The sequence below is a fragment of the uncultured Flavobacterium sp. genome (assembly GCF_951805225.1).
Classification (GTDB): Bacteria; Bacteroidota; Bacteroidia; order Flavobacteriales; family Flavobacteriaceae; genus Flavobacterium.
Genome location: NZ_OX638201.1, coordinates 664,498 through 690,040, shown reverse-complemented (window position 1 = coordinate 690,040; position 25,543 = coordinate 664,498). Strand labels below are relative to the sequence as shown.

Below are 25,543 nucleotides of genomic sequence, written 5' to 3'. Positions count from 1 at the left end.
ATGATAGTATAAGATTTGAAAGATTATTTTTTATCTGAAGTTTTTGCAGTATTATATTCCTTAACCAATTTCAGTGTATGTTTTAAAGAATTTAGATCTTTATAATCATCATGTCCCGTAATAATATATTTAGGATTTTTAAATTTCGACTGCACTTTTGCTATTGATTTCTCCCATTCTTTTACATCAGAATCGCCAAGATATCCTAAATCTGTTGCTTCGATACTTTTGACAAAACAACCGCCATAAAGTACTTTTTCTTTATTAAACCAAACTACAATATTATCAGACGCATGACCTTTTCCAGGATAATAAACTTCAAAAGTATGTTGTCCAACCGTAAATGTTGTGTCATTTGGAATTACAAATTCGGCTCTTGGTTCTTTATTTTTTTCAAGAATCTGATCTGTTAATTTTATAGTATAAGTTTTGATTCCTTTTTTACCATAAAACCCCAAACCTCCAGCTCTGTCTTCATGAGAATGCGTCGCAAAACACATCACAACTTCCTTATGATGTTTTGCTTTTATACTATCTAATAAAGGCTGAAATTGTGTTTTATCCCAAGGCGCATCAAACAAAACAACTCCCTTATTTGTAACCAGATACAAGGCATTTGCAGAAATCAATGTTCCTTTATAATCATGAAACGTCTTATAAACATAAAAGTCACCCGTAAGATGACTTATTTGTAATGGCGAATTCTTAGACTGAGCAAAACTATTGGTTAGTATTGCCAGAAATAAAATTATCGATGCTAATTTTCGCATTTTTATTTTCAAAAAAAATTAATTTTTCACTCTTGTCCAGTATTGTGTTCTTCCCATAATAGAAATTCCAACATACCCGCGAAGTTTAAGTTTATCAGCAGATTCTAAAGCAATATAACATTTGTATTTTTTTCCGTTTGTAGGATCTAAAATCGTTCCTCCGCTATATTCGTCACCGTCTTTTTTAAGTCCGTTAATAATTACTAACCCTAAAATTGGTTTGTTTTTATCAGCACCATCACATTTAACGCAAGCATCTTTTTTATGATCAGCACGAAGTATTTCTACAACCTTACCATAAAGTTTTCCAGATTTCTCATAAATCTCTACAACTGATTTTGCTTCACCTGTTTCATCATCAATTGTTTTCCATTTTCCAATAACGCTTTGGGCTTGAATTGTACCTAAGGTTAAAAAGAAAACACCAATTGTTAACATCCAATTTTTCATATTATTTATTTTTTTTTTGTTTTAATTTTCTGATAGAGGCATTCAATTCAAATCCCAAAAGCAGAATCATACAGTTTATCCAAATATAAAACATTAGAATCAATAATGTACCAATTGAACCATAAAGTTCGTTGTATTTTGAGAATTTTATAACCCAAATCCCAAAAAAGAACGAAGATATAACAATTAATATGGTTGTAAAAACAGATCCAATGCTTATAAAAGGTACTTTATTATACTGTTTTGTACCATAACGCAATAATATTGAAGATGTTATCAAAATCATCAAAACAACAAACAAATATCGTCCCAAAATAATCAGCGGAATTCGATCACTTAACACATCCTGAATGATTGTTTTTTGAATAAATACCTCAAAAACGACAATTGTTGCCACCGTTATAAACAATATAATTGTCATAACAAGCGATATTGCAAGCGCTACTAAATATTGACTAAACCAACCTCGTTTGTCAAAAACGTGTTTCGAAGATTCAAAACCACTTAGAATTCCGTTAATACCATTTGCCATCAAAAAAATAGAAAGCAAAAATCCTGACGACAACAATCCCGAATGACTATTATTTAAAATATCACTGATAATTTTACTGATTGCATCATATGTATTTGGCGGAACTCCCTGTTGCACAAATTGCAAAAAATCCTGCTGAAATCCTTCAATCGGAATAAACGGAATTAAGTTCAGAATAAACAGCGCAAAAGGAAACAAAGCCATAAAAAAGCTAAAAGAAACGGCACTCGCATGATACGAAAATGCACCGTCAATGATACCAATAGTATACATTTCGAGTAAATCGTACAACGAAAAACCTTCCAGCCAAGGCAGTTTTATTCTTTTTAAAAACCGGACTAAATGACGTACTACAGGAATTTTTTCAATCCGGTCTTCTATCTCTTGAGACATATTTATAATTTTAGATTTTTGAGTTCAGATTTTAGATTTACAAACTCATAACTTTCAACTCACAATTAACAATTAAAAATTAATTTAAAAAGCTTTCAGACTCAAATCCATGTTGTAAACTGAATGCGTCAATGCTCCGGACGAAATATAATTTACGCCACATAAAGCATATTCACGAATCGTTTTTTCGTTGATATTTCCAGAAGATTCTGTTTGGCATTTTTTACCAATTAACGCAACAGCTGTTTTAGTATCTTCATAATTAAAGTTATCGATCAAAATTCTGTGAACGCCGTCACTTAAAAGAATCTCGCGAATTTCATCCAGATTTCTAGCCTCAACAATAATCTTCAAATCCAGATTATTTCCTGCCAAATACTCTTTGGTTTTCTTAATTGCAAGCGTAATTCCGCCCGCAAAATCAATATGATTATCCTTAAGCATCACCATATCATAAAGTGCAAAACGATGATTTTCTCCACCTCCTATTTTTACAGCCCATTTTTCAGCAGCTCTGAAATTTGGAGTTGTTTTACGAGTATCTAATATTTTAGCTCCGGTTCCTTCTAAAAGCCGTACATATTGAGCTGTTTTTGTTGCAATTGCAGACATACGTTGCATCGTGTTCAAAACCACTCTTTCTGACTTCAAAATAGACTGAGAACTTCCTGAAACTTCAAAAACCACATCACCATATTCTACATGCGTTCCATCTTCAATAAAAGTCTTGATTTTTAATCTTGGATCTACAAATTCAAAAATCTTTTTTGCCAGTGCAACACCAGCAATAACTCCCTGATCTTTCACCAATAATTTAGCTTGTCCGTGCGCCGTTTCCGGAATACACGCCAATGAACTATAATCTCCCGTGCCTACATCTTCGCGAATTGCATTACTAATCAATAGTTCTAATTCTGTTTGAAATTGTACTTCGCTAATCATTTTTCTTAAATTTTATAAGATGCTAAAGTAGGACATATTTTGTGCATTTGAAAGTTAAACGACTGCCAAAAATTTATAAACATCAAAATATCTGAAAATATTTGGAAGAAAAGTATTAAAATTATCTAACACATAGAAACATAGCTTTTGATTGCATAAAAAGGTGTTTCACTCAATTCAAATTCATCCCGATACTTCGGGAATATCTATGTGATAAAATCTTGATTTTTTAAAACCATCTACAATTTATCCTTTATATTCTATGTATCTATGCGTTAAAATTTGATTTTAAATCTCTCCATTTTATTCAGAAACATTAAATATCTTTGAAGTTCATTCAAACAAAATCATGGGATTAATTAAAGATATTTACTCGGTTACATTTTACGAAAAATTTGGTCAGGCTGTTGCCGAAGTGCATCCAACATTCGACAAACAAAAATTTATCGAAACCATTTATGAAGGCGATTTTGCCCAAAAAGAATGGAAAGATCGCATGAAACATACTACTGTTGTTTTGCATCAATTTATGCCTGAAAATTTTCCCGAAGCCGTAGCTTTAATTGATAAAATCATCAATAATCTCAAGAAAAACAATTTCACTGAGGGAAATCTGGCTTTCATATTTTTTGCCGATTATATCGAAATATACGGTTTAGACGATTTCAAAACTTCGACGAAAGCCTTTGTTTCCATAACTCAATTTATAAGCTGCGAATTTGCCGTTCGTCCTTTCGTTTTAAAATACAAACAAGAAATGATTGACGAAATGATCAAATGGTCGCTACATGAAAATTATCACGTTCGCCGATTGTCAAGCGAAGGAAGCCGTCCGAGATTACCGTGGGCAATGGCGATTCCGTATTTAAAGAAAGATCCAACTTCTATACTTCCCATTTTAGAAAACCTAAAAAATGATCCTTCCGAATATGTTCGCCGAAGCGTTGCCAATAACCTAAATGATATCACAAAAGATAATCCGCAAATTGTACTTGAAATCGCCAGTAAATGGAAAGGTTTCAGCAAAGAAACTGACGGAATTATAAAACACGGCTGCCGAACTTTATTAAAACAAGGACATCCGGAAGTTCTAAGTCATTATGGTTTAGAAAGTACTAATATCGAACTTTCTTCTTTCGAAATTAAAACGCCTATCGTAAAAATTGGAGATTATCTGCAGTTTCAATTTCACTTAAATAATAAAAATGAAGAAGCTAAAACTGTTCGTTTAGAATACGCCGTTCATTACAAAAAATCAAAAGGACATTTGGCTAAAAAAGTCTTCAAAATTAGTGAAAAAATTTACCAGCCAAATCAATTAATTAAAGTCGATCGAAATCAATCTTTCAAACTAATTACAACGCGTGTTTTTCATACTGGAATGCATCAATTGTCGATTATCATAAACGGAACAGAAAGTGAAGTTTTGGAATTTGAATTGATAGATTAAATACTAATTTCACTAATTATCACAAATTAGTTGTCTCATTTTTGTCATTTAAATTTCTGCAATAAAAGCTTTTTTAGGAGCTAATCCCACTATCCATTACAATCTTTTATGGCGAACCCCGCCATAAAAGGATTTTCACTTCTATTGGGGCTATGGCTTTCAGTTTTATCAGGAATTATGATTTCAAACAAATAACAAAGTAAATCTCCACCAAAATTAAACCCGACAGGTTTTTAAAAACCTGTCGGGTTTGACGTAGATTATGTTTAACAAAGATCCAGAACTTAAAAGAAATAAAAAGCAAGAATAAAAAAATCCGTATAAATCCGCGTTTTCACTTTAGCGAATCCGTGTCATCCGCGTTCATTCTTATCGATTTGCTTTGTAGATCTGCTCCGCCAAAATGATAAAAAAACCAAATTGTTATATTTAAATGATGAATTTGAATTATTCCACATTTTCCTTACTTTTATAAATAATACTAAAAACAAGTTTTCTTAATCTAAATTAAGTTACAGATTTCTATCACAACTGTAATTTTGTTTTCAAATCAAATCAAAATAACCATGTCAAATATCAGTTTAATTATCGAAGAACGTGCTGCCAACATTGGCAATTTTATGGTAGGCAGATTATTGCCATTCCGCGAAAAAAGAGCTGTTGGACCTTTCGTTTTCATCGATCATATGGGACCGGCACATTTAAGTGATCACGAAAATATGGATGTTCCGCCGCATCCACATATCGGACTTTCAACACTGACTTTTTTGTTTGAAGGAAGCATTATGCACCGCGATAGTTTAGGTACCGAATTAGAAATAAAACCTGGCGCCGTAAACTGGATGACTGCCGGAAAAGGAATTGTACATTCTGAAAGAACGCCTGAATATTTAAGACATTCGGATAAAATGCTTCACGGATTGCAAATTTGGGTTGCGTTACCGAAAGAACTGGAACAAATGGATCCGAATTTTGCACATGTCGAAGCAGATGACATTCCGGCTTGGGAAGAAGATGGAGTTTCCTATAAATTAATTGCCGGAGAAGCATTCGGAAAAAAATCACCGGTTCCTGTTTATAGTCCGTTATATTTTATAGAAATAAAAAGCACCGAAGCTAAAAAAATCAATATTGGTAAAGACTTATTTGGCGAAAGCGGTTTGTATATTCTTGAAGGAAGTATTAAAAGCGGCGAACACGTTTATGAGCCGAAACAGATTCTTATTACAAACGACAGTACTTTGTGTGAGTTCGAATTAGCCGAAAATTCCACCGTTTATATCTTTGGAGGAACACCGTTTCCGGAAGAACATTTTATCTTTTGGAATTTCGTTTCCTCAGATAAAGAACTACTTGAAAAAGCTAAAAAAGACTGGACCGAACAAACTTTCCCGAAAGTTCCGGGCGAAACTGAATTTGTGCCTTTACCTCAACCTAGAATTAAATAAATATGGACACAATATCAGCGAAAATAGATACTCGTTTGTATCGAACGGAAATAACATCAGCAAGCGAAAATGTTTTGATCTCCGATGAACCTCAGGAATTAGGAGGTAAAAATCTAGGATTAAATCCAACCGAACTTTTGGCAGCATCATTGGCTTCGTGCACCGTAATTACGTTAAGAATGTACATAAATCGTAAACAATGGGACGTATCAGAAATAAATGTAAAAATTGATTTTGAAAGAGATTCTGAACGAAGTGTGTCTGTATTCACCCGAAAAATCGAAGTAATTGGTGAAGTCGACGAAACACAAAGACAACGATTAGAAACCATTGCCAATAGCTGCCCAATTCATAAAACGCTTACACATTCAATCGAAATTAAAACTACATTAATATAATTATTCATGGAAATTCAACAAACAAACGATACAAGAAGAGGCTATTTTGAAGCCATAGAAGACGGAAAAGAAGCTGGAAAAATGACATATACTTGGGCTGGAGATTCAAAATTTATCATCGATCACACCGAAGTTAGTCCTGATTTTAACGGAAAAGGTGTTGGTAAAAAACTGGTTATGGCAGCCGTAGATTACGCCAGAGCTAACAATGTAAAAATTATTCCGCTTTGTCCTTTTGCAAAAAGCGTTTTTGATAAAACAGAAGAAATTCGAGATGTACTTTCTTAAAGGTACTGAGGTTCTGAGTTACTAAGATTCTAAGATTTTTTTTAAACCGCAAAGCGCGCAAAGAATTACGCAAAGTTCGCAAAGTTTTTTAGACAAAGCTTTGCGAACTTTGCGTTTGTATTAAGTCTGGCAGATAAAAAAACTTGCGTTCTTTGCGGTTAAATCTCAACATCAAAAAATTGAATTTTCAAATCTCCTCAAAAACTCTTATATTTGCATGTAATTTAAACTTAGAGTATGACGAGGATAATTACACTTTTCTGTATTTTCATAGCACAAATCGGCTTTTCTCAAACGGCTGAAAATTATTTACAAAAGATCAGAAATAACGAAGCTCTCTTAACAGCTTTCTTTCAACAAATGCCAAAAGGCGGCGATTTACACCATCATTTTTCAGGATCCGTTTATGCAGAACCTCTTTTGGAAAGAGCAATTGCAGAAGATTTTTATTTGAATTTAGAAACGATGGCAGTTTCTAAAACAAAACCTGCAACTGGCAATTGGGAAACATTTTCTTCTCTTAAAAACAACGGAAAACTAGAACAATACGAGCAACAAGTAATGCAAACCTGGTCTGTTAAAGATTATAATGGTTCTGTACCTTCTGACGATTTGTTTTTTGACTCTTTTATGAAATTCGAAACTACAATTCAAGGTCATTTTGCCGAAGGAATGTTAGAATTAAAAAAACGTGCCCTTGCTGAAAATGTAAGTTATATCGAAACTCAATTATCAACGATTCCGTGTGATATGAATGTTTCTGACTTATCAGATTTCAACACTAAATTACGTCAGGCAGCAAGTCAGAAAGATGAAAAAGCAGTTCTAAAACTTTTAGACGAATTGCATAAATCTCTTCAGCAAAAAGATGCCAAAAAATATGCTGCAGATTTCAATACTAATTTCATAGCAAAACTTCATAAAGATTTAAAAATTGACGATGACCGTTTTACAATGCGTTATCAAAATTTTGTACTTCGTTTTATGGATCCGGTCGATTTATTCAAAAATCTGACAATCGCTTTTATCTCGGCAAACGACAGTAAATTGGTTGCGGGTGTAAACATTGTTTCTCCGGAACACGGCGAAAACTCTATGAAAGATTATTGGTTACATATGGTGATGTTTAAATACTGTCATTCTAAATATCCAGACGTAAAATATACGCTTCACGCGGGAGAATTAACTTTAGGATTAGTTCAGCCAGAAGATTTAACATGGCATATAAACGATGCGATCCATATTGCCGGAGCAAACAGAATTGGTCACGGAGTTGATATCGCTTACGAAGCAAATTCATACGATTTGTTGCGTTATATGGCAAAAAATAACATTCCGATTGAGATTAATTTGACGAGTAATGAATTCATTTTGAAAGTAAAAGAAAACAGACATCCGTTTACGCTTTACAAAGAATTTAATGTTCCAATTGTAATCAGTACAGACGACGCCGGAATCTTAAGAACAAATATGACGGAACAATATGTTTTATTAGCAAAAAGATATCCTGATGTTTCGTATGCAATCATAAAACAATATGTTTACAACAGTATCAATTATAGTTTTATTCAGGATGCATCAGTAAAAAAACAATTAGTGAAGGATTTGGATGCAAGATTTAAAACTTTTGAAGATAAATTTTCTAAGAACTAAAAATGTCGAATCTTTGCGAAAATTGCACGCAGATCTAAACTGATTTGAACAGATTAACACAGATTTTTTGTTTGTGAATACCTAAAATAAAATCTGCCTAATCTGCTAAATCTGCGAGAAAAAAATTATCTCACGCAGATTTAACAGATCGAGCAGATAAAAAAATAATAATTTATATGATCCTAGAAGCCGCATTTCTTTATGTAAAACCAAATTTAGCAACTCAATTTGAAGCTGATTTTGCAAAAGCAAGTCAATATATTTCGTCGATTGATGGTTATTTAGGGCATCGTTTAGAGAAATGCCTTGAAGTCGAAAACAAGTATCTTTTATTGGTAGATTGGAATACACTTGAAGATCATACCGTAGGTTTTAGAACTTCTGAAGCTTATCTGGAATGGAAAAAGATGTTGCATCATTATTATGAACCGTTTCCTGTTGTAGAACATTTTGAGACTGTTTTTATAAATAAAAAATAGCCCGCAGATTATACGGATTAAACGGATGAACACAGATTTTAATAATTTTTAATTTGTGCAATTCGTGGCAAAAAAACAAACAAATGAATATCAAACTTATCGCCATTGGCAAAACAGATAATAAATCGCTTCAAACTTTGATTGACGATTATACCAAACGTTTGTCGTTTTACATCAAATTTGATTTGGAGATTATTCCGGATATCAAAAACGTAAAGAATTTATCTGAAAGTCAGCAAAAAGAAAAAGAAGGCGAATTGATTCTCTCTAAATTAACACCAACAGATCAATTGATTTTATTGGATGAAAATGGGAAAAACTTCTCCAGCGTTGGCTTTTCTGAAGAATTACAAAAGAAAATGAACTCCGGAATCAAAACACTTGTTTTCGTAATTGGCGGTCCTTACGGATTCTCAGATACGGTTTACAGCAAAGCGCAAGGAAAAATTTCGCTTTCGCTAATGACGTTTTCACACCAAATGGTTCGGTTATTTTTTATCGAACAATTGTATCGCGGTTTTACGATTTTAAGGAATGAACCTTATCATCATCAATAATGTTTAATCGTTTATTTGTGGAATTGGTTAATCGGAAATTATCTAAAAAATGAATTCTACTGGAAGTTTATCAAGATCGTGAGATACATATTTTTGCAGTAAAATTTTATTCTGAATATATTCTTCGTAACTCATATCCTCATCAAATAAAAATACCACATTTGGTACTTTTTCAAATTTTAAACTATAAAAATGCTGTAATATTTCTGTTTTCTTTATTTCCTTATTTCCCATCAAAACATATTCTTTTCCTTTTCTAAAATAAAAGACAAAATTTTCTCTACTCGGTTTTTGCATTTTATAATACACTTTCGTGAAAGGTAAAAAAGCCATATTCTTTCCGATAGAATCTGCGTAGGAATAGTAGTTTTCAGCTTTTTCGTTTTTGTGTGCTTTTTCAGCTCGCTTTTTTTCCTGAAGTTTTATTACTTCCGGAATTACTAATCTTAAAGGCAAACGTTTGTCTATATTGAAAATCCAATTGGTCGAAATAATACTATTTTTTCTGTTTACATCGGCAATCGTATCCTTCCCTTCCGTTTTAAAGAAAATGTAAATTGGTGAATGATCTTGTACATCTTTCACAATAGAAACATTCGATTTTGGAAGTAAAACGTCTTTTTTTTCTTCGCATGAAAAAAGAAGAAACAAACAGATTAAGCTAAAGTATTTCATATTCATATTTTATTAGATCCTACATAAAGCGTTCCGCAGGAACAAATCATATTGTAGGGATGGATTTCAATCCGTCCTTCACAACAAAAATCGACAACGATTATCTTGTGATTACGGAGTTTCTTGCGAAGATTTCTCTTTCGTCGAAATAACAAACTACGCGATTTCTTAATATTAAAAACTCATTTTCTCAAACAAAGTAACACATTCCATCGCTTCTTTTACATCATGAACACGAAGGATTTTTGCGCCTTTTGTCAAAGCGATTGTATTTAGAAACGTTGTTCCGTTTAAAGCTTCTTGGGCTGTATTATTCAACGTTTTATAAATCATAGATTTTCTGGAAACTCCGGCTAAAACTGGTAATTCCAATAAATTAAAAAGTTCCATTTTTTGCAAAACTTCATAATTTTGATCTGTTGTTTTTGCAAATCCAAAACCTGGATCTAGAATCAAATCGTTAATACCGAGACTTCTCGCCTTTTTTACTTTCTCAGAAAAATAGAAAAGAATTTCTTTTACAATATCATCATATTCCGTGAGACTTTGCATCGTTTGCGGATTTCCGCGCATGTGCATCATGATATACGGAACATTATATTTGGCAATAACCTCAAACATTTTATCGTCTAATTCTCCCGCTGCAATATCATTTATAATCGCTGCGCCACTTTCTATACTCGCTTTTGCAACTTCGGCTCTAAAAGTATCAATCGATAATAAAGTTTCTGGAAAATGCTTTAGAATCAATTCAATTGCCGGAACAATTCGATCAATCTCTTCTTGTTCAGTAACAAACTCGGCACTTGGTTTACTCGAATAAGCACCAATATCAATAAATGTAGCGCCTTCAGACAGCATTTTTTCTACTTGAGAAATAATTTCATCTTCGTTTTTATATTTTCCGCCATCAAAGAAAGAATTGGGCGTAACATTTAAAATCCCCATTACTTTAGGAATCGATAAATCTATAAGTTGGCCTTTACAGTTAATTAGCATATGTTTTGTTATTTTTGTTTCAGGTTTCAGGTTAACGTAGATTGCGCAAGCACTTGAACTTGAAACAAAGAAAACCTGAAACTTGAAACTTTTTGCAGTTTCTAGTTGTTGGCATTAACAATTTGTTTAGAAAAAACTTGAAACAAAGAAAACCCGAAACTTGAAACTCGTTAATTTTATCCTTATTTTTGAAGAAATTTTAGCAAATATACAGCAATAAATGAAGAATACTTCCCTTGAATATGATAATGTAATTACGGTTTGCCGGACTTTATTTATCAACAAAATGAAAGATTATGGTAGTGCGTGGCGTATTTTAAGACTGCCATCATTGACGGATCAAATTTTTATAAAAGCACAACGAATCAGAAGTCTTCAGGAAAATGAAGTCCGCAAAGTTGATGAAGATGAAAAAGGAGAATTCATTGCGATCATCAATTATTCAATTATGGCTTTGATTCAGTTAGAATTAGGCGTTGTTGATCAGCCGGATTTGGATATTGAAAAAGCAACGGAATTATATGATGCTAAAATTAAATTAACCAAAGAGTTAATGGAAGCCAAAAATCACGATTATGGCGAAGCTTGGCGCGATATGCGCGTAAGTTCATTAACTGATTTGATTCTGCAAAAATTACTTCGCGTAAAGCAAATTGAGGATAATAAAGGTAAAACTTTAGTTTCTGAAGGTATTGACGCCAATTATCAGGATATGATCAATTACTCTGTTTTTGCTTTAATATTGAATCCGTTAAAATAATATTCCGCCACGAATTACACCAATTTTCGCGAATTAATTATCGCAAATTAGAGTCATTCATGGCAAATAAAAACATTTTAAAATAACTTCCATGAAAAACATCATTACTCAATTCTCCCGATTATTTGTCGGCGTTCTTTTTATAATTTCAGGATTAATTAAACTAAATGATCCGGTTGGTTTCTCTTATAAATTAGCCGAATATTTTAGCGAACCGGTTTTTAATATGCCATTTTTAGAGCCATTAGCTTTAGGTTTAGCAATCTTTTTAGTAATTCTGGAAGTAGTTTTGGGTGTAATGCTTTTAGTAGGTTACAAATCTAAACTTACGATTTGGGCTTTATTATTATTGATTGTTTTCTTCACATTCCTTACTTTCTACTCTGCTTATTTTGATGTAGTTAAAGATTGTGGTTGTTTCGGAGATGCTTTACATTTAACTCCTTGGCAATCGTTTACAAAAGATATTGTTTTATTATTCTTTATTGTGATTTTATTCATCAATAAAAAGCTGGTAAAACCTTTATTCCCAAAAATGGCAACTAATTTAGTTACACTTCTTGCTATAATTTTATGTGTATTTATGGCAGTTTGGGTATTGAATCATAATCCTATAAAAGATTTCCGTCCTTATAAAGTTGGAACAAACATCGAGAAAGGAATGGAAATTCCGGAAGGCGCTCCAAAATCTGTAGTTGAAATGATTTTTATCTACAAAGTAAATGGCGTTGATAAAGAATTTACCGAAAAAGATCTGGCAAATATCCCTGAAGGAGCAACATTTGTTGATCGTAAAGACAAAGTAATTACTGAAGGTTATATTCCGCCAATTCACGATTTTACGATGGTAAAAGAAGATTCTGATTATAAAGCAGAATTATTAAAAGAGCCTAAATTACTAGTTTACGTTACTTATGATTTAGCTTTGTCAAATCCTGACGGAATGAAAAAATTACAAGGTTTAACCAAAGATGCTAAAGCAAAAGGATACAAAGTAATTGCAATGACAGCTTCAGGAGCCGATGAAATTGCAAAAGCTAAAAAACAATATGGCTTATTAGATGTTGACTTTTATTTCTGCGATGCTACAGCTTTAAAAACTGTCGAAAGAGCAAATCCAAGTGTTGTTGTAATACACAAAGGAACCATTGTTCAAAAAGTACACTATAATGATATTGACGATTTAAAATTATCTGATGTGTCATATGATCTTTAAAAAATAACATCATAATATTCAAAAAAAGCTACAATTATTTTGTAGCTTTTTTTTTACTTAAATTTCATACTTTTGCGATTGAAATAGAAAGAATGAAACATCCAAAATATGATCTTTATAGAAATACTAAAACAACTATTTTTGAATTTAAAAGCATTGGTACAAATGGAGAAATAACGAAAGTCATAATTTTTAATGCAACTCAATCTAAAGACATTTATAATTTAGCATTTGGAGATTTGATTTATAATGAAGTTCAGAAAAGATATATTTTGGATGATTCAGTAATTACAGATAATGGAGACAGAAATATAATTTTAGCAACTGTTGCAAAATCAGTTTATATTTTTACAGAAAAATATCCTGAAAAGATGGTCTTTTTTAAAGGCAGTACACTTGGAAGAACACGTTTATACAGAAGTGCAATCTCAATTAATTTAGAAGAATTATCCGAGACTTTTACTATCTTTGGAGCAATAAAGAATGAGTTTGGAAATATTATTAGTGTTCCTTTCAAACCAAATGCTGATGTTTTAGGTTTTATTATAAAAAGAAAAGAATTATGAAAACGATAGTAAAGAAAATTTCAACTGAAAATAAAAATGCTTCTGTTAATTCTAAAGTAAAGATTGATAAAAAACTCGACGATTTAAAATTTATAGAATCAAACAAGCAAGAAGAAGTTAATAAACTTACTTTTAATTTGAATATATAATTTGAACTACAATATACTCTACAATAAAAAGTCCTTTCACAAATTGGGCTTTTTTTTTTATAAAAATAAACCAATCTATGAATCAATTATTAAAACTATTCTTTGCTTTTTCACTAACTCTACTTAGCACTTTTGCAGGTTTTAGCCAAAGTAAAACTCCAAACAAAGACCAACGTTATATTTACTTCCTACACAATAAATTTGTTGAAGAAAATGCTTTAAATGCTGCGCATCCGGAATATGGAAAAGCAGAATACAACGAGATTTTAGCTTCATTTAGAAAAGATAATTTTATTGTGTTTAGCGAAATCAGGAAGAAAAACACAAATGCATACGACTACGCTGAAAAAATAACAAAGCAAATAAAAAAACAGCTTAAAAATGAAGTTCCGCCAAATAAAATCACGGTAATTGGAACTTCAAAAGGCGGTTATATAGCACAATATGTTTCAACATTTTTAGCAAATCCTGATGTGAATTTTGTCTTTATTGGATGTTATATGGATACAGATATACAAGAAATTCCGGATATTAATTACTGTGGAAACATCTTGACAATTTATGAGAAATCGGATATTTATGGTGTTGATGCTACTAAAAGAAAAGAAACTTCGAAACTTAAAATAAATCATTTTAAACAAATTGAATTAAACACCAATTTAAAACATGGCTTTTTATACAAAGCTGCAGATAATTGGATTGTACCATGTAAAAAATGGGCAAATGGAAATTATGATTTGAATTAAATTTTCTAAGATAAACTCAAAAAAAAAAGCCTTCAAAATATTCTGAATTTAGAATATATTGAAGGCTTTTTTGATGCAAATCAGACGTTTTTTCTCCTTCAAAATGATTTTTTTCTTTAAAAAAGTGTTTCTTTTTTAACCTTTATAAAAGTTGTTTTTGAAAAATCAGTAAAAAATGAAGTTTTCTAAACGTACTATTACGATTTCAGAACTATTTTTTTAACCGAATTTTTCCCTTTTGTGATAAAATAAACGACTCTTCAAATTTTGTTAATCTCCATTTGGCTTTCGATTTGTTTGTTTAACTTTGTTCGGAACCTTAATTTATGAAATTGCTCTGATTTGAATTTGCAGATTCAGTTCAGAAAAGACAATTCATAATATTTAAAAACTATAATTATAATATGAAACAAATAGCTTTAGTTGTTATTGCATTTATTACTTTTTCATGTTCACAGGCTCAGAAAACAAGTTTTTCTAAAGAAGCTTTGTCTGAAAAATTATTAACCGTTGATGGAGGTCAGACTTCTTTCAAAAACATTTTAAAAAAATACAAAGGTAAAACTTTGGTAATCGAGGTTTGGGCTTCATGGTGTGGCGATTGTGTAAAAGCAATGCCAAAAGTAAAAGAATTACAAGCCAACAATCCTGATGTTTCTTACTTATTCCTTTCTGCTGATAAAACAGCTGATAAATGGAAAGCAGGAATCGAAAAACACGAATTAAAAGGCGATCATTTCATGATGAATGACGGTATGAAAGGTGTTTTTGGAAAGGCAATTGATTTAGATTGGATTCCAAGATATATCATTGTAGACAAAAAAGGAAAAATTGTATTGTACCGTGCCATTGAAACTGATTTTGATAAAATCAATGAAACTTTAAAAGGTTTAAAATAATTTTCAATAAAAATATCAATGTCAAAAATCAATATCAATTTTTGACTTTACTTCAATAAAACAAAAAAAATAAAAACTACCAAAATGAGAAAAAAGATTGTTGCAGGAAACTGGAAAATGCATAAAAACGCAGCTCAAACTGAAGAATTATTAAGCGAATTAATTACTAAAATACCAGCACAAACTACTGCTCAGGTAATTGTTGCTCCAACATTTGTAAACTTACAAGCAGCTGTTGCTAAAGTAAAAAACACAACTATTGGTGTTGCTGCTCAAAACGTTCACCAAGCTGAAGGTGGAGCTTTTACAGGAGAAATTTCTGCTGATATGTTAACTAGCATTGGTGTAAACACCGTAATTCTTGGTCACTCTGAGCGTCGTGCTATTTTTCACGAAACTGACGCTTTAATCGCAAGTAAAGTTGATACTGCATTAAAACATGACTTAACTGTAATTTTCTGTTTTGGAGAAGAATTAAAAGATCGTCAATCAGGAAATCACTTTAATATTGTTGAAAACCAATTGCGTGACGGATTATTCCAAATTTCAAAAGAATCTTGGTCTAAAATTGTTTTAGCTTACGAGCCTGTTTGGGCTATTGGAACTGGAGAAACTGCTTCACCGGAACAAGCTCAGGAAATGCATGAATTCATCAGAGAAGTTGTTCGTAAAACTTACGGAGCTGAAATCGCTGACGAAGTTTCTATCTTATACGGTGGTTCTGTAAAACCAGACAACGCTAAAGAAATCTTCGGTAAACCAGACGTAGATGGTGGTTTAATTGGTGGTGCAGCTTTAAAAGCAGATGACTTTTTAGCAATTGTTACTGCTATCTAAGAAACATCTAACAATAGATAAAATAATAAAAGCGTTCGCATCAGCGAACGTTTTTTTTTTACCATATAAGTGATGTAAGTTCATTTAAAGTTTTGCGCAAAGTCAAGCTTAAATTTTCTTATATAACTTATATGGTGAAAAAATCTAATTTATAAATTCTCTTAATAAAGGGCAATTGTACTTTCTGAAATTTGGTGTGTTTTTGTAAACCGAATAGAAATTCACCAACTCCTTCCCTGCTTTAAACGGATTCTTAGCTTCATCTTCGGCAGAAATGATATTTGCATAATGATTATAATAGTTACATTCGAAAATCATTAAGCTTGCCAATGCTTTTTCGTTATTATTCTTAGACATTTTCAAAGCTTTCTCGTAATACATTTTAGCCATTGTTAAGCTGTAATAATTGCCTTTCTGATATGTTTTTTCATTGTCCGAATTATCTCCATAAACATAATCAACATACGATTCGCCAGAAGTCCAATCGTAAGCAACCATCATCCAGGAATTTCCCAAATACGAAACATTAAAATAAGCATGTGCCAATTGTAAATTACTAGTTGCTGTATTTTGTTTCTTTAACTGAATTAGTTTGGCTATAAAATCAGCTTTATTAAAATGATAATCGAATTTTCTTTCTTTTTCATTTTGCAAAATTTTGGGCGTAAATGGGTTTTCGTTTAAATAATCTTTATACGCATAATTTATATCCCAAAAGTCTTTTGGCATCGATGAAAAGGTTTCATAAGCCAATTCCAGATTATTATTTCTAAAAGCAATTGTTCCTTTTAGATCTTTATAATAATTTATATTTGGCGAAATCGTTCCGGAACAAATGTATTTCTCAAAAGATGTTTTATTTTCCTTTTGCTGTAAAGCGATTAAACGATCTAAATCTTCGACAGTTGCAGTTCTGTCAAAATAACCAATATAACTATACAAATAAGGATTATTATACGCGGAATATTCTCCTTCGTTTTTAAGATCTGATTTCATCATTAATAATCCTGCTGTAACGCGATCGTCTTTTTTAGCAAAATCTGCGCTTGCAATTCGGTATAAACTATAAAGATTTTTAAATAATCCATAATCTGTTTCAACCAGATTTTCGATAGAATCAAAATATTTAAAGAGTTGATTTTGAACTTTCTCACTTTTTAAATCGTCTTGCTTTAAAGAAACCAAAGCCAATTGAATGTTCTTTTGCATTTGTATCGATGCATTAGCTTTATCGGTAATCATATTGGTATATTTTTTTCCCAACTCAATATCATCATCCATAAAACAAAGTTGTGCAATTGCAGATGTGATATACTCTTTTTGCTCGCCTGAAGTTTGTTCTCTTATCGAAATTAAAAAGTATTCTAATGCTCTTAAATGCAAGATATCTTTATTTAAGTTTTCCTCTTTGGCTTTAGCATAATCATCATACCAATTTACGCCGTCAAACACAACCGAAGGACTTCCGTTATTGGAATATTGTGGCGTAAAAATCCAATCTTCGAGTTTATTAATTTCTCTCCCTATCAAAAAACTCAAATTAATACTATTCGGACTTAGTTTGTAAACTTCTTCGATTGTTTTCAAATCCGGTGCAGGATTATGGAAACTTTCAATCGAAAGCATCACGCTTCGTTCTTCGTCATTTTGAGCCAAAGCCAAAGTTTGTTCCGTTAATTTCCAGTTATAATGTTGTAAAACGGCAAAGGATTTTTCTTCACATGAAGCGAAAACTTTACTCAATAAATAATTCTGCAAAGGAAAATCTTCAACACATAAAGCTTTATAATACAAAGCCCAAGGTTGCAAAATGGTATTTTTATTATCCGAAAAATAAGTGTCGTACAAACGGATAACTTCATTTTTATCCTGTGCGTAAAAACTATATCTTAAGATTAAAAATGCATAACGTTCTTTCAAGAAAGAATCTTTCGCTGAATTAATTTTCTTCTCAAAATCATTTACATCGGCAAGTTTGTGATCTTTACTTCCGTAGCCTAATTGTCCCCAAGATTCCCATTTTACATCTGTATTACTATTGTATTCGAGTTTTTTAGCAAATAAAATATAGTTTAGAAAAGCTTTGTTTTTCGATAATAATAAAGCCTCAATAAAGGTATTATTTCCGAATACTTTATTTAATGATTTAGATTCAAAAGCATTTTCAAATTGTTCAGAATCTGTTTCGTACAAAATAGTATGGACATCTTTTGGATCGACTTTATTTCCTAATTTTTTCTTCCATTCTAAACAATTCAATTCCTGATCGACACCCGAAACTGCATTGGTCGAATAGTAATAATTGGCCGAATAATAAAACGGTGTCAACTTAAAAAAACCTTCTCTTTGCGCTTTAAACAATACCAATCGACTTATTTCAGGCGACACACTCCAACCGCAGGCAAAAGAAACCTGAATGCTAAAAACTAAAAGTAAACTACTAAAAACTCTCATAATAGCTGGATATTTTTTGGGTTCCATAATCGTTTATGTATTTTTTATCGAAAGAGAAAAACGTCACTTTGGTCTGATTATCAATTTTGATTTTACTTTTTACTATCGAAATCATTTTCTCAAGTTCATCTTCAGAAATTTTCTCGATTCTAATTTCGTCTCCGTTTCGCAAATAAGTTTGTCCCACCAAAATATCATCTTGCAAAACATATTTTGTGTTTGATACTTTCTTTAATTTAAGAGAATCATTTCGTAATTGATCATAATCTGATAAAATCCCTTTAAATTGATTTCCTCTAAAAACAACCGCCCAACTATACAATGGCAAAGCAATGTCTAATTTTAATTTATATTGATTGTGGGTAATATATTGCGCCAATTCTTCGCTTGTTCCAATGGAATTTTTGGTGCTAAAATCATCTGGTTTTGCCAAATTATAGCACATTAATAAACCTTTATCTACTGGAGGAATTCCAGCTTTTGAAGCATATTTATATTGCCAAAGTCTTATTGTAGAAGAAATCTGAGCATTTGGAAATCCTTTTTTGATTTGTTTCAGTAAGTAAAAGTAATTGCCTTTTGATTTTTCGGACCAATCACAATCGATTAGAATTTCTTTAAAATCAACATTTAGCTTTACTAATTCAATCGATTTTACAGAATCATAATTGATGCGTTTATAGTTTTCTTGTTTGTAATAATCTTTTGGATAAACAATTTCATTGGCGATTTTATCGGCTTTAGCTTCGTTTATATTTACACCAATTTTGGCAACACGTTTCGCAATTCTAATCGCCAAACTATCCAATTGCTTTTTAGAAGCTTGCAAAACAACTTCATTCGTAATAAAAATACTTGGTGTAATTTCAGGATTACTTTCGATAAGACTTGTGCTTCTGATTGTTGCAACGGGCAAAGGTTCTTTGGCATACGGATTCCAATCAACATCAAAAAAACGTACGTACATATGCTGTACTTTCAAATCTTTAAATAGAGAATCATCTTGATTTTCAAAATTAAAATCGGTTTTCCAATAACAAAACGATCTGACTATTTCGTGTTCTTTCTCACAAGTTGCTCCATTAAGTACCACAAAGAGCAAAATAAAAATGATATTCTTCATATTTTAAAAATCCTTACAAATTCTAATCAAAATTAACACTAATATATGTAAGGATATGGATTATTTATGAACAACTTCTCTTTTCTATTCTTACCTTTGCAAAAATTTTTTTTATGTCAAATATATATTTAGGATACCATTTTACGATTGAACCGAAAGAACCGGGTTCAGAAATTTTAATTGCTGAATTAGGCGAAAAAGCGTTTGAAACTTTTACAGAAACAGAAACTGGAATTTCTGCTTTTGTGAAGAAAGATTTATGGGACGAAAATATTCTTGATGACATTTATATCTTAGAATCTGATGAGTTTAAAATTGAATATACAATTGAAGAAATCGATCAGGTAAACTGGAATGAGGAATGGGAAAAGAATTTTGAAGCAATTGATGTTGACGGAAAATGTCATGTTCGCGCTCCTTTTCACGAAAAAACTGATGCTGAATTTGATATCGTAATCGAACCAAAAATGAGTTTTGGAACTGGTCATCACGAAACGACTCACATGATGATTCAGCATTTATTAGAAATTGATGTCAAAGGTTTAAAAACTTTAGACATGGGTTGCGGAACTGCAATTTTGGCTATTCTTGCCGAAATGAAAGGCGCTCAGCCAACCGATGCTATTGATATTGACAACTGGTGTTATTTGAATTCTATCGAAAATGCTGAACGCAATAATTGCAAACATATCACCGTTTATGAAGGCGATGCAGCTTTATTAGCAGGAAAAAAATATGATTTAATCATTGCTAACATCAACCGAAATATCTTATTGAATGATATGCAAAGTTATGTTGATTGCTTAAATAAAGGCGGCATTATATTGTTTAGCGGTTTCTATGTAGAAGACATTCCATTTATTGATGCTTCATGCACGGAAAAAGGCTTAACATATGTTAAAAAATTTGAAAGAAACAACTGGGTTTCATTAAAATACGTAAATTAGATAGTTGATTATCTATTTATTATACAGCTCATAGATAAAGAATTAGAATGATTTTGTTTCACGCGGATTCAACAGATTAGAGCAGATTTGGTTAGATTTTATTAAAATTAATTTGCTATAATCTGCTTAAATATTTTTAAATCTACGCGAAATTTAGATAAAAAAAATCTTTGTAAATCTTTTAATCTGTGGCGAGAAAATTAGTAATTACATCAGTACAAAAACCTTAAAAAATGAGTACTAAAGAAAAAGTAAGAGAGAGAGTCCGCGAAAAGGAAGCTACGGCTTTCAATAACGAAATCATTGTTTATAACGACGATGTAAACACTTTTGATCACGTAATTGACACATTAATGCGCGTTTGCAGCCATACGGCAGAACAAGCAGAACAATGTTCCTTAATTGTACATTACAACGGAAAATGCACCGTAAAGACTGGTCCAATTGACAAATTAAAACCGCAATGCACCCAACTTTTAGAAGCCGGATTAAGCGCTGAAATTGTTTAATTGCAAATAATTTAAAAAACATTCTATTTTATTCTATATTTGGATAAAATAGAATGTTTTTTTTATGGAAGAATACGGAAAGATATTGATTATCGCCATGCCGATTTTTTTAGTATTAATTATAATCGAAAAGGCATACGGCATTTATAAAAAAGACGACACTGCGCCTTTAATAGACAGCGTGTCGAGCATTAGCTCTGGAATTACCAATTCTGTAAAGGATGTTTTGGGATTAAGCCTGACATTTATCTCTTATGAATGGTTGGTTTCTAAATTAGCAATCTACCATCTCGAAGCTAATGTTCTCTCCTACTGCATCGCTTTTTTCGTCATTGATTTTTATGGATATTGGAGCCACAGATTGGCGCATCAAATCAATTTTCTCTGGAACAAACATGCTATTCACCATAGCAGCGAAGAGTTTAATCTTGCGTGCGCTTTGCGACAACCTATTGCAAGTTTAGTAAATCTATTTACTTTTTTATTGATTCCAGCAGCTTTAATTGGCGTTCCTGCATCGGTTATTGCGATTACTTTGCCATTGCATTTATTTCTTCAATTTTGGTATCATACCAAGCATATTAAGAAAATGGGATTTGTGGAGAACATTCTCGTTACACCTTCACATCACCGCGTTCATCATGCGATAAATCCTGAATATTTAGACAAAAATCATTCGCAGATATTTATTTTCTGGGACAAACTTTTTGGTACTTTTCAAGCTGAATTAGAAGATGTTCCGCCTGTTTTTGGAATCACAAGACCGGCACAAACCTGGAATCCAATCCGAATTAATTTTCAGCATCTTAGCTTGTTAATCAAAGATGCCTGGAGAGCAGAAAACTGGAAAGACAAACTCACAATTTGGTTTAAACCAACTGGATGGCGTCCGGAAAATTTTGAAGAAAAATATCCTGTAAATAAAATCGAAAATGTTTTTGATTTCGATAAATACGGTACACAAAATTCTCAAAAACTGATTTATTGGTCTGTTATACAGGTTTTAATTACGCTTTTGTTTGTGAGTTATCTATTTGATAATATTGCAAAAATTGGTTTACCAAATATCTTTCTTTATGGCTTTTTTATTCTCTTAACTATTTACAGTTATACAGAGTTAATGGATAAAAGTAAATATGCTCCTTTTTGGGAAGCTTTGCGTTTGGCTGTTGCAATTGGAATTATATCTTATTATGGCGATTGGTTTGGTTTAAATAACACCTTGGCAATTGGAAATTATATCATTTTGACCTATTTAAGTTTATCGTTACTAACTGCGATTTACTTTGTAAAAATAGATTTTAGAACTAACCAACTTCAACCAATCAATTCATAAACCGCTTATGAGAAATTCTACATTTTTTAAAATCTATATTGCATTTAGTGCTTTCTATTTGCTTGTATTATTTTTAGGATATGAAAGCTTAAATCTGTTTTTAAAGCCACTTTTGATTCCGTTATTAGGTTTTGGTGTTTATTTTTATCGAAAGTTCCCTTCCAAAAACACATTGCTAACCGCTTTACTATTTTCATGGATTGGCGATGTAATTTTGCTTTTTACTGATATTGCTGAGATCTATTTTATTCTTGGATTAGTTGCTTTTCTGATTTCTCATATTACATATTGTATCCTTTTTAACAAACAAATTAAAGGTACAATCAAAAAAAACATTGCTGTTTTTGGCATCGGAAGTATTTTAATCGCTTGTTATCTCGTTGGAATGCTTTCTGTTTTATTGCCAACTTTAGGCGATTTAAAAATTCCTGTAACGATATATGCTTCTGTAATTTCGATCATGCTTTTGTTTGCATTTAATGGCTTTTTAGTCTGGAAAAAACCCGGGAACTCTTATGTTTTTCTAGGTGCAATTGTATTTGTTCTTTCTGATAGTATTTTGGCCGTAAATAAATTTTATACTCCAATCGAGAAAAGTTCTTTTTTTATTATGCTAACGTATCTTGTGGCACAATATCTGATTGTGGTTGGTATATTAAAACTGAATCCTAAAAAAGTAGAATAGCTCACGGATTTAACTGATAAAACGGATTTGCACTGATTAAATTAATCTCTTTATCCTGATGTGGCAAAATAATTTGTAGATGTTGCTGATTAAATGGATTTGCGTTATTTTTTTGCACGCAGATTCTGCAGATTTAGCAGATTTTTTCTAAGCATTTTTATTTTTTTGATCTGTTCTAAAACCAATTTACTTTTATATTTGTACGACCAATACCATAACCCATGAAAAAAATAGTCCTTTTTGTCGTTTTACTCCTTACTACTGTTTCTTGTGTGAGTACAAGATCTACTTTGAAAAATGTAGACGATAATGCGCCAGATTTAGTTCTGAAAAAAGACAATACTTTTATCATTACTCTTTTTAGTAAAGACAAAAAATACGGTTATGATCCTGATTATCCCGTTAATATTTTCTACAGAAATACAGCCGATGAAGCTTTGAATGAAACTCGTTTTTTAAATGCTCTTTGCGGTCCAAATGGTGAAAAAATAACCTATAAAAGATTAGAAACCTGTTGTCCTTTTCCAACTAAAAGAAGCAATATGGGCGCTGGTTTTTTAAATGTTTATGAGTTAAGATGGGAAGGTCAAAAGAAACCTGTTACGCTTTATTTGAATATTTACGAAAAAGGAATTTTAATGGTTCCGATGGGATTAGGTTTAAAGAAAGAATAGTTTTTTTATATCTAAGAATAATATTTAATAAATAGCGATCCAGAAATGTTCGGAATATCTCCATTAATTTTAATCATTTTACCCTTAGTTTTTCAAATTATATTTGGTCGAAAAGCAATTGCTGAATCTATTACATTAGAATTTGGAACTGTTTCTATGATCAGCATTATTTTGCAAATTGCATTAACAATTATTGCATTTATTATTGCTTCAAATAACTTTCAAGAACAGCTTCAAGGTCAACAATACAGATGCGGAATGGGTTTTATTGGAATTTTTATGCTTTCTTTCCTTTTTTCAATAATCCTTGTAATTGTTATAATTGTACAGTATTATATTAAAAAATCTTATGAGGAATAAATGATTTTTAAAAACTATTGCTAGCGCGAGGAAATTCTTGTGCATATATCAAAAGAAAAGCGTTTAAGAAAACACAAAAAAACAAGCTAAACCTGATAAATATCATGGGTTTACTTTTTGTAATATCTTAACATTGCTCTTTCTTAAAACATATATATGGATATAAAAAAATTGCTCAATAAATCCTATGATTCCACTAACGTCTTAGCCCTGATAGAAGCGGAAATCCTTTTTTGAGAAAGCCTATTTTTTCTGGCTTTTGCAGAGCGACCGGAGGAAGCTCCTGCAAGTGCCAAGAAAAAAAGGGTTTAGAGAAAAAGATTGCAGTGGATAGCAGGAATTGCTTCTTAAAAAAAACTTAAATCTTAATCTGCTATTCATAAATCATAACTACCTTTGCACTGTCAAAAAATCATATTATGAACATACAACATATTCCTCAAATTAAGCATACTGATAGCGGAAACTTCTTTTTATTGGCGGGACCTTGCGCTATTGAAGGAGAAGAAATGGCTCTCAGAATTGCTGAAAAATTAGTTGGTATTACCGACAAACTTCAGATTCCTTATGTATTTAAAGGATCGTTTAAAAAAGCCAACCGTTCTAGAATTGATAGTTTTTCTGGAATTGGTGACGAAAAAGCATTAAAAATTTTAAGAAAAGTTTCTGAAACTTTTCACGTTCCAACTGTAACAGATATTCATACTAATGAAGATGCTGAAATGGCTGCACAATACGTTGATGTATTGCAAATTCCTGCTTTCCTTGTTCGTCAGACTGACCTTGTTGTGGCGGCTGCAAATACTGGAAAAGTGGTAAACTTGAAAAAAGGACAATTTATGAGTCCGGAAAGCATGAAACACGCGGTTCAAAAAGTATTAGATTGTCATAATGAGAATGTTATGGTTACGGATCGTGGTACTATGTTTGGTTACCAGGACATGATTGTTGATTTTAGAGGAATTCCTACTATGCAACAATATGCTTCTACAGTTCTTGATGTTACGCACTCGTTGCAACAACCTAACCAAACTGCAGGTGTTACGGGCGGAAGACCTGATATGATCGAAACTGTTGCCAAAGCAGGAATTGCTGTTGGTGTTGACGGTATTTTTATCGAAACTCATTTTGACCCTGCTAATGCAAAAAGTGATGGCGCTAACATGCTTCATTTAGACTATTTTGAAGGCCTAATGACCAAGTTGGTTGCTATCAGAAAAACAGTTAACTCATTTTAAATTTAATACA

29 protein-coding genes are annotated in these 25,543 nt (G+C 31.8%); 21 read left to right on the top strand and 8 right to left on the bottom strand.

The genetic code is table 11. The features are described 5' to 3' along the window. Positions 1-23: 23 nt before the first annotated feature. From bla-B1-FLAV to nadC, 4 genes are all read right to left on the bottom strand, one after another. A complete protein-coding gene (bla-B1-FLAV, locus tag WN975_RS03065) occupies positions 24-770 on the bottom strand; it encodes a subclass B1 metallo-beta-lactamase (protein WP_337965163.1) in 747 nt (248 codons plus the stop codon). A gap of 18 nt (positions 771-788) precedes the next feature. Further along, complete coding sequence (locus WN975_RS03060; RefSeq protein WP_337965162.1) at positions 789-1,220, bottom strand: DUF2147 domain-containing protein; 432 nt, start codon at positions 1,218-1,220, stop codon at positions 789-791. Position 1,221: 1 nt separating this feature from the next. After that, positions 1,222-2,145, bottom strand: a complete 924-nt coding sequence (locus WN975_RS03055; protein WP_337965161.1) for a YihY/virulence factor BrkB family protein — start codon at positions 2,143-2,145, stop codon at positions 1,222-1,224. Between the two features lie 84 nt (positions 2,146-2,229). Next, complete coding sequence (nadC, locus tag WN975_RS03050; protein WP_337965160.1) at positions 2,230-3,087, bottom strand: carboxylating nicotinate-nucleotide diphosphorylase; 858 nt, start codon at positions 3,085-3,087, stop codon at positions 2,230-2,232. Positions 3,088-3,436: 349 nt separating this feature from the next. On the opposite strand from nadC, the gene WN975_RS03045 reads away from it, so the two are divergent. From WN975_RS03045 to rlmH, 7 genes are all read left to right on the top strand, one after another. Further along, positions 3,437-4,537 (top strand): DNA alkylation repair protein, encoded by a 1,101-nt coding sequence (locus WN975_RS03045; RefSeq protein WP_337965159.1) that lies wholly within the window; start codon positions 3,437-3,439, stop codon positions 4,535-4,537. A gap of 566 nt (positions 4,538-5,103) precedes the next feature. Continuing rightward, a complete protein-coding gene (locus WN975_RS03040; protein ID WP_337965158.1) occupies positions 5,104-5,985 on the top strand; it encodes a pirin family protein in 882 nt (293 codons plus the stop codon). A 2-nt stretch (positions 5,986-5,987) separates the two neighbouring features. Further along, a complete protein-coding gene (locus tag WN975_RS03035; protein ID WP_099711800.1) occupies positions 5,988-6,383 on the top strand; it encodes an OsmC family protein in 396 nt (131 codons plus the stop codon). Between the two features lie 6 nt (positions 6,384-6,389). Further along, complete coding sequence (locus WN975_RS03030; protein WP_337965157.1) at positions 6,390-6,671, top strand: GNAT family N-acetyltransferase; 282 nt, start codon at positions 6,390-6,392, stop codon at positions 6,669-6,671. Positions 6,672-6,908: 237 nt separating this feature from the next. Beyond that, positions 6,909-8,324, top strand: coding sequence for an adenosine deaminase (locus tag WN975_RS03025; RefSeq protein ID WP_337965156.1), 1,416 nt, complete (start codon positions 6,909-6,911; stop codon positions 8,322-8,324). 176 nt (positions 8,325-8,500) lie between these two features. Then, entirely contained in the window at positions 8,501-8,803 is a 303-nt protein-coding gene (locus tag WN975_RS03020) for an antibiotic biosynthesis monooxygenase (RefSeq protein WP_337965155.1), read from the top strand. 83 nt (positions 8,804-8,886) lie between these two features. Beyond that, positions 8,887-9,360, top strand: a complete 474-nt coding sequence (gene rlmH / locus WN975_RS03015; RefSeq protein ID WP_029269532.1) for a 23S rRNA (pseudouridine(1915)-N(3))-methyltransferase RlmH — start codon at positions 8,887-8,889, stop codon at positions 9,358-9,360. A gap of 42 nt (positions 9,361-9,402) precedes the next feature. On the opposite strand, the gene WN975_RS03010 is transcribed toward rlmH, so the two are convergent. Both WN975_RS03010 and folP read right to left on the bottom strand, forming a co-directional pair. Further along, entirely contained in the window at positions 9,403-10,035 is a 633-nt protein-coding gene (locus WN975_RS03010) for a hypothetical protein (RefSeq protein WP_337965154.1), read from the bottom strand. A 174-nt stretch (positions 10,036-10,209) separates the two neighbouring features. Further along, the gene (folP, locus tag WN975_RS03005) at positions 10,210-11,034 is read right to left on the bottom strand and encodes a dihydropteroate synthase (RefSeq protein WP_337965153.1); all 825 of its coding nucleotides are present in this window, start codon (positions 11,032-11,034) and stop codon (positions 10,210-10,212) included. 220 nt (positions 11,035-11,254) lie between these two features. On the opposite strand from folP, the gene WN975_RS03000 reads away from it, so the two are divergent. The 7 genes from WN975_RS03000 (at position 11,255) to tpiA (ending at position 16,207) form a co-directional block, all read left to right on the top strand. Further along, complete coding sequence (locus WN975_RS03000) at positions 11,255-11,794, top strand: DUF1599 domain-containing protein (RefSeq protein ID WP_337965152.1); 540 nt, start codon at positions 11,255-11,257, stop codon at positions 11,792-11,794. Positions 11,795-11,885: 91 nt separating this feature from the next. Next, positions 11,886-13,010: a DoxX family protein gene (locus tag WN975_RS02995; protein WP_337965151.1), complete on the top strand. Its 1,125-nt coding sequence runs from the start codon at positions 11,886-11,888 to the stop codon at positions 13,008-13,010. A gap of 92 nt (positions 13,011-13,102) precedes the next feature. Beyond that, positions 13,103-13,576, top strand: coding sequence for a hypothetical protein (locus WN975_RS02990; RefSeq protein WP_337965150.1), 474 nt, complete (start codon positions 13,103-13,105; stop codon positions 13,574-13,576). Then, on the top strand, positions 13,573-13,725 hold the full coding sequence (locus tag WN975_RS02985; protein WP_337965149.1) for a hypothetical protein: 153 nt from the start codon (positions 13,573-13,575) through the stop codon (positions 13,723-13,725). The genes WN975_RS02990 and WN975_RS02985 overlap by 4 nt, the downstream gene beginning before the upstream one ends. Positions 13,726-13,802: 77 nt before the next feature. Beyond that, positions 13,803-14,471 (top strand): DUF2974 domain-containing protein, encoded by a 669-nt coding sequence (locus WN975_RS02980; protein ID WP_337965148.1) that lies wholly within the window; start codon positions 13,803-13,805, stop codon positions 14,469-14,471. Positions 14,472-14,875: 404 nt separating this feature from the next. Next, positions 14,876-15,370, top strand: a complete 495-nt coding sequence (locus tag WN975_RS02975) for a TlpA disulfide reductase family protein (protein ID WP_337965147.1) — start codon at positions 14,876-14,878, stop codon at positions 15,368-15,370. An 84-nt stretch (positions 15,371-15,454) separates the two neighbouring features. After that, positions 15,455-16,207 (top strand): triose-phosphate isomerase, encoded by a 753-nt coding sequence (gene tpiA / locus WN975_RS02970; protein WP_337965146.1) that lies wholly within the window; start codon positions 15,455-15,457, stop codon positions 16,205-16,207. A 144-nt stretch (positions 16,208-16,351) separates the two neighbouring features. Here tpiA and WN975_RS02965 read toward each other — a convergent pair whose 3' ends face one another. Both WN975_RS02965 and WN975_RS02960 read right to left on the bottom strand, forming a co-directional pair. After that, positions 16,352-18,688 carry a hypothetical protein gene (locus WN975_RS02965; protein ID WP_337965145.1) on the bottom strand — a complete coding sequence of 779 codons (2,337 nt, stop codon included), beginning with the start codon at positions 18,686-18,688 and terminating at the stop codon, positions 16,352-16,354. Then, complete coding sequence (locus WN975_RS02960) at positions 18,648-19,784, bottom strand: hypothetical protein (protein ID WP_337965144.1); 1,137 nt, start codon at positions 19,782-19,784, stop codon at positions 18,648-18,650. Before WN975_RS02960 ends, WN975_RS02965 begins: the two co-directional genes overlap by 41 nt. A 113-nt stretch (positions 19,785-19,897) precedes the next feature. Here WN975_RS02960 and prmA point away from each other — a divergent pair, with 113 nt between their 5' ends. From prmA to kdsA, 7 genes are all read left to right on the top strand, one after another. After that, positions 19,898-20,731, top strand: a complete 834-nt coding sequence (gene prmA / locus WN975_RS02955; RefSeq protein ID WP_337965143.1) for a 50S ribosomal protein L11 methyltransferase — start codon at positions 19,898-19,900, stop codon at positions 20,729-20,731. Positions 20,732-20,964: 233 nt separating this feature from the next. Continuing rightward, on the top strand, positions 20,965-21,240 hold the full coding sequence (locus WN975_RS02950) for an ATP-dependent Clp protease adaptor ClpS (protein ID WP_099711786.1): 276 nt from the start codon (positions 20,965-20,967) through the stop codon (positions 21,238-21,240). 64 nt (positions 21,241-21,304) lie between these two features. Then, the gene (locus WN975_RS02945) at positions 21,305-22,576 is read left to right on the top strand and encodes a sterol desaturase family protein (protein WP_337965142.1); all 1,272 of its coding nucleotides are present in this window, start codon (positions 21,305-21,307) and stop codon (positions 22,574-22,576) included. Positions 22,577-22,583: 7 nt separating this feature from the next. Beyond that, complete coding sequence (locus WN975_RS02940) at positions 22,584-23,261, top strand: lysoplasmalogenase (RefSeq protein WP_337965141.1); 678 nt, start codon at positions 22,584-22,586, stop codon at positions 23,259-23,261. A gap of 221 nt (positions 23,262-23,482) precedes the next feature. Further along, positions 23,483-23,935 (top strand): 2-dehydro-3-deoxyphosphooctonate aldolase, encoded by a 453-nt coding sequence (locus tag WN975_RS02935; RefSeq protein ID WP_337965140.1) that lies wholly within the window; start codon positions 23,483-23,485, stop codon positions 23,933-23,935. A 45-nt stretch (positions 23,936-23,980) separates the two neighbouring features. Next, positions 23,981-24,295: a hypothetical protein gene (locus WN975_RS02930; RefSeq protein ID WP_337965139.1), complete on the top strand. Its 315-nt coding sequence runs from the start codon at positions 23,981-23,983 to the stop codon at positions 24,293-24,295. Between the two features lie 419 nt (positions 24,296-24,714). After that, complete coding sequence (kdsA, locus tag WN975_RS02925; protein WP_026982277.1) at positions 24,715-25,533, top strand: 3-deoxy-8-phosphooctulonate synthase; 819 nt, start codon at positions 24,715-24,717, stop codon at positions 25,531-25,533. The last annotated feature ends 10 nt before the right edge of the window (positions 25,534-25,543 follow it).

Coding starts and splice junctions, on each gene's coding strand:
- bla-B1-FLAV (WP_337965163.1), bottom strand. CDS start 770: ATGCGAAAATTAGCATCGATAATTTTATTTCTGGCAATACTAACCAAT.
- WN975_RS03060 (WP_337965162.1), bottom strand. CDS start 1,220: ATGAAAAATTGGATGTTAACAATTGGTGTTTTCTTTTTAACCTTAGGT.
- WN975_RS03055 (WP_337965161.1), bottom strand. CDS start 2,145: ATGTCTCAAGAGATAGAAGACCGGATTGAAAAAATTCCTGTAGTACGT.
- nadC (WP_337965160.1), bottom strand. CDS start 3,087: ATGATTAGCGAAGTACAATTTCAAACAGAATTAGAACTATTGATTAGT.
- WN975_RS03045 (WP_337965159.1), top strand. CDS start 3,437: ATGGGATTAATTAAAGATATTTACTCGGTTACATTTTACGAAAAATTT.
- WN975_RS03040 (WP_337965158.1), top strand. CDS start 5,104: ATGTCAAATATCAGTTTAATTATCGAAGAACGTGCTGCCAACATTGGC.
- WN975_RS03035 (WP_099711800.1), top strand. CDS start 5,988: ATGGACACAATATCAGCGAAAATAGATACTCGTTTGTATCGAACGGAA.
- WN975_RS03030 (WP_337965157.1), top strand. CDS start 6,390: ATGGAAATTCAACAAACAAACGATACAAGAAGAGGCTATTTTGAAGCC.
- WN975_RS03025 (WP_337965156.1), top strand. CDS start 6,909: ATGACGAGGATAATTACACTTTTCTGTATTTTCATAGCACAAATCGGC.
- WN975_RS03020 (WP_337965155.1), top strand. CDS start 8,501: ATGATCCTAGAAGCCGCATTTCTTTATGTAAAACCAAATTTAGCAACT.
- rlmH (WP_029269532.1), top strand. CDS start 8,887: ATGAATATCAAACTTATCGCCATTGGCAAAACAGATAATAAATCGCTT.
- WN975_RS03010 (WP_337965154.1), bottom strand. CDS start 10,035: ATGAAATACTTTAGCTTAATCTGTTTGTTTCTTCTTTTTTCATGCGAA.
- folP (WP_337965153.1), bottom strand. CDS start 11,034: ATGCTAATTAACTGTAAAGGCCAACTTATAGATTTATCGATTCCTAAA.
- WN975_RS03000 (WP_337965152.1), top strand. CDS start 11,255: ATGAAGAATACTTCCCTTGAATATGATAATGTAATTACGGTTTGCCGG.
- WN975_RS02995 (WP_337965151.1), top strand. CDS start 11,886: ATGAAAAACATCATTACTCAATTCTCCCGATTATTTGTCGGCGTTCTT.
- WN975_RS02990 (WP_337965150.1), top strand. CDS start 13,103: ATGAAACATCCAAAATATGATCTTTATAGAAATACTAAAACAACTATT.
- WN975_RS02985 (WP_337965149.1), top strand. CDS start 13,573: ATGAAAACGATAGTAAAGAAAATTTCAACTGAAAATAAAAATGCTTCT.
- WN975_RS02980 (WP_337965148.1), top strand. CDS start 13,803: ATGAATCAATTATTAAAACTATTCTTTGCTTTTTCACTAACTCTACTT.
- WN975_RS02975 (WP_337965147.1), top strand. CDS start 14,876: ATGAAACAAATAGCTTTAGTTGTTATTGCATTTATTACTTTTTCATGT.
- tpiA (WP_337965146.1), top strand. CDS start 15,455: ATGAGAAAAAAGATTGTTGCAGGAAACTGGAAAATGCATAAAAACGCA.
- WN975_RS02965 (WP_337965145.1), bottom strand. CDS start 18,688: ATGGAACCCAAAAAATATCCAGCTATTATGAGAGTTTTTAGTAGTTTA.
- WN975_RS02960 (WP_337965144.1), bottom strand. CDS start 19,784: ATGAAGAATATCATTTTTATTTTGCTCTTTGTGGTACTTAATGGAGCA.
- prmA (WP_337965143.1), top strand. CDS start 19,898: ATGTCAAATATATATTTAGGATACCATTTTACGATTGAACCGAAAGAA.
- WN975_RS02950 (WP_099711786.1), top strand. CDS start 20,965: ATGAGTACTAAAGAAAAAGTAAGAGAGAGAGTCCGCGAAAAGGAAGCT.
- WN975_RS02945 (WP_337965142.1), top strand. CDS start 21,305: ATGGAAGAATACGGAAAGATATTGATTATCGCCATGCCGATTTTTTTA.
- WN975_RS02940 (WP_337965141.1), top strand. CDS start 22,584: ATGAGAAATTCTACATTTTTTAAAATCTATATTGCATTTAGTGCTTTC.
- WN975_RS02935 (WP_337965140.1), top strand. CDS start 23,483: ATGAAAAAAATAGTCCTTTTTGTCGTTTTACTCCTTACTACTGTTTCT.
- WN975_RS02930 (WP_337965139.1), top strand. CDS start 23,981: ATGTTCGGAATATCTCCATTAATTTTAATCATTTTACCCTTAGTTTTT.
- kdsA (WP_026982277.1), top strand. CDS start 24,715: ATGAACATACAACATATTCCTCAAATTAAGCATACTGATAGCGGAAAC.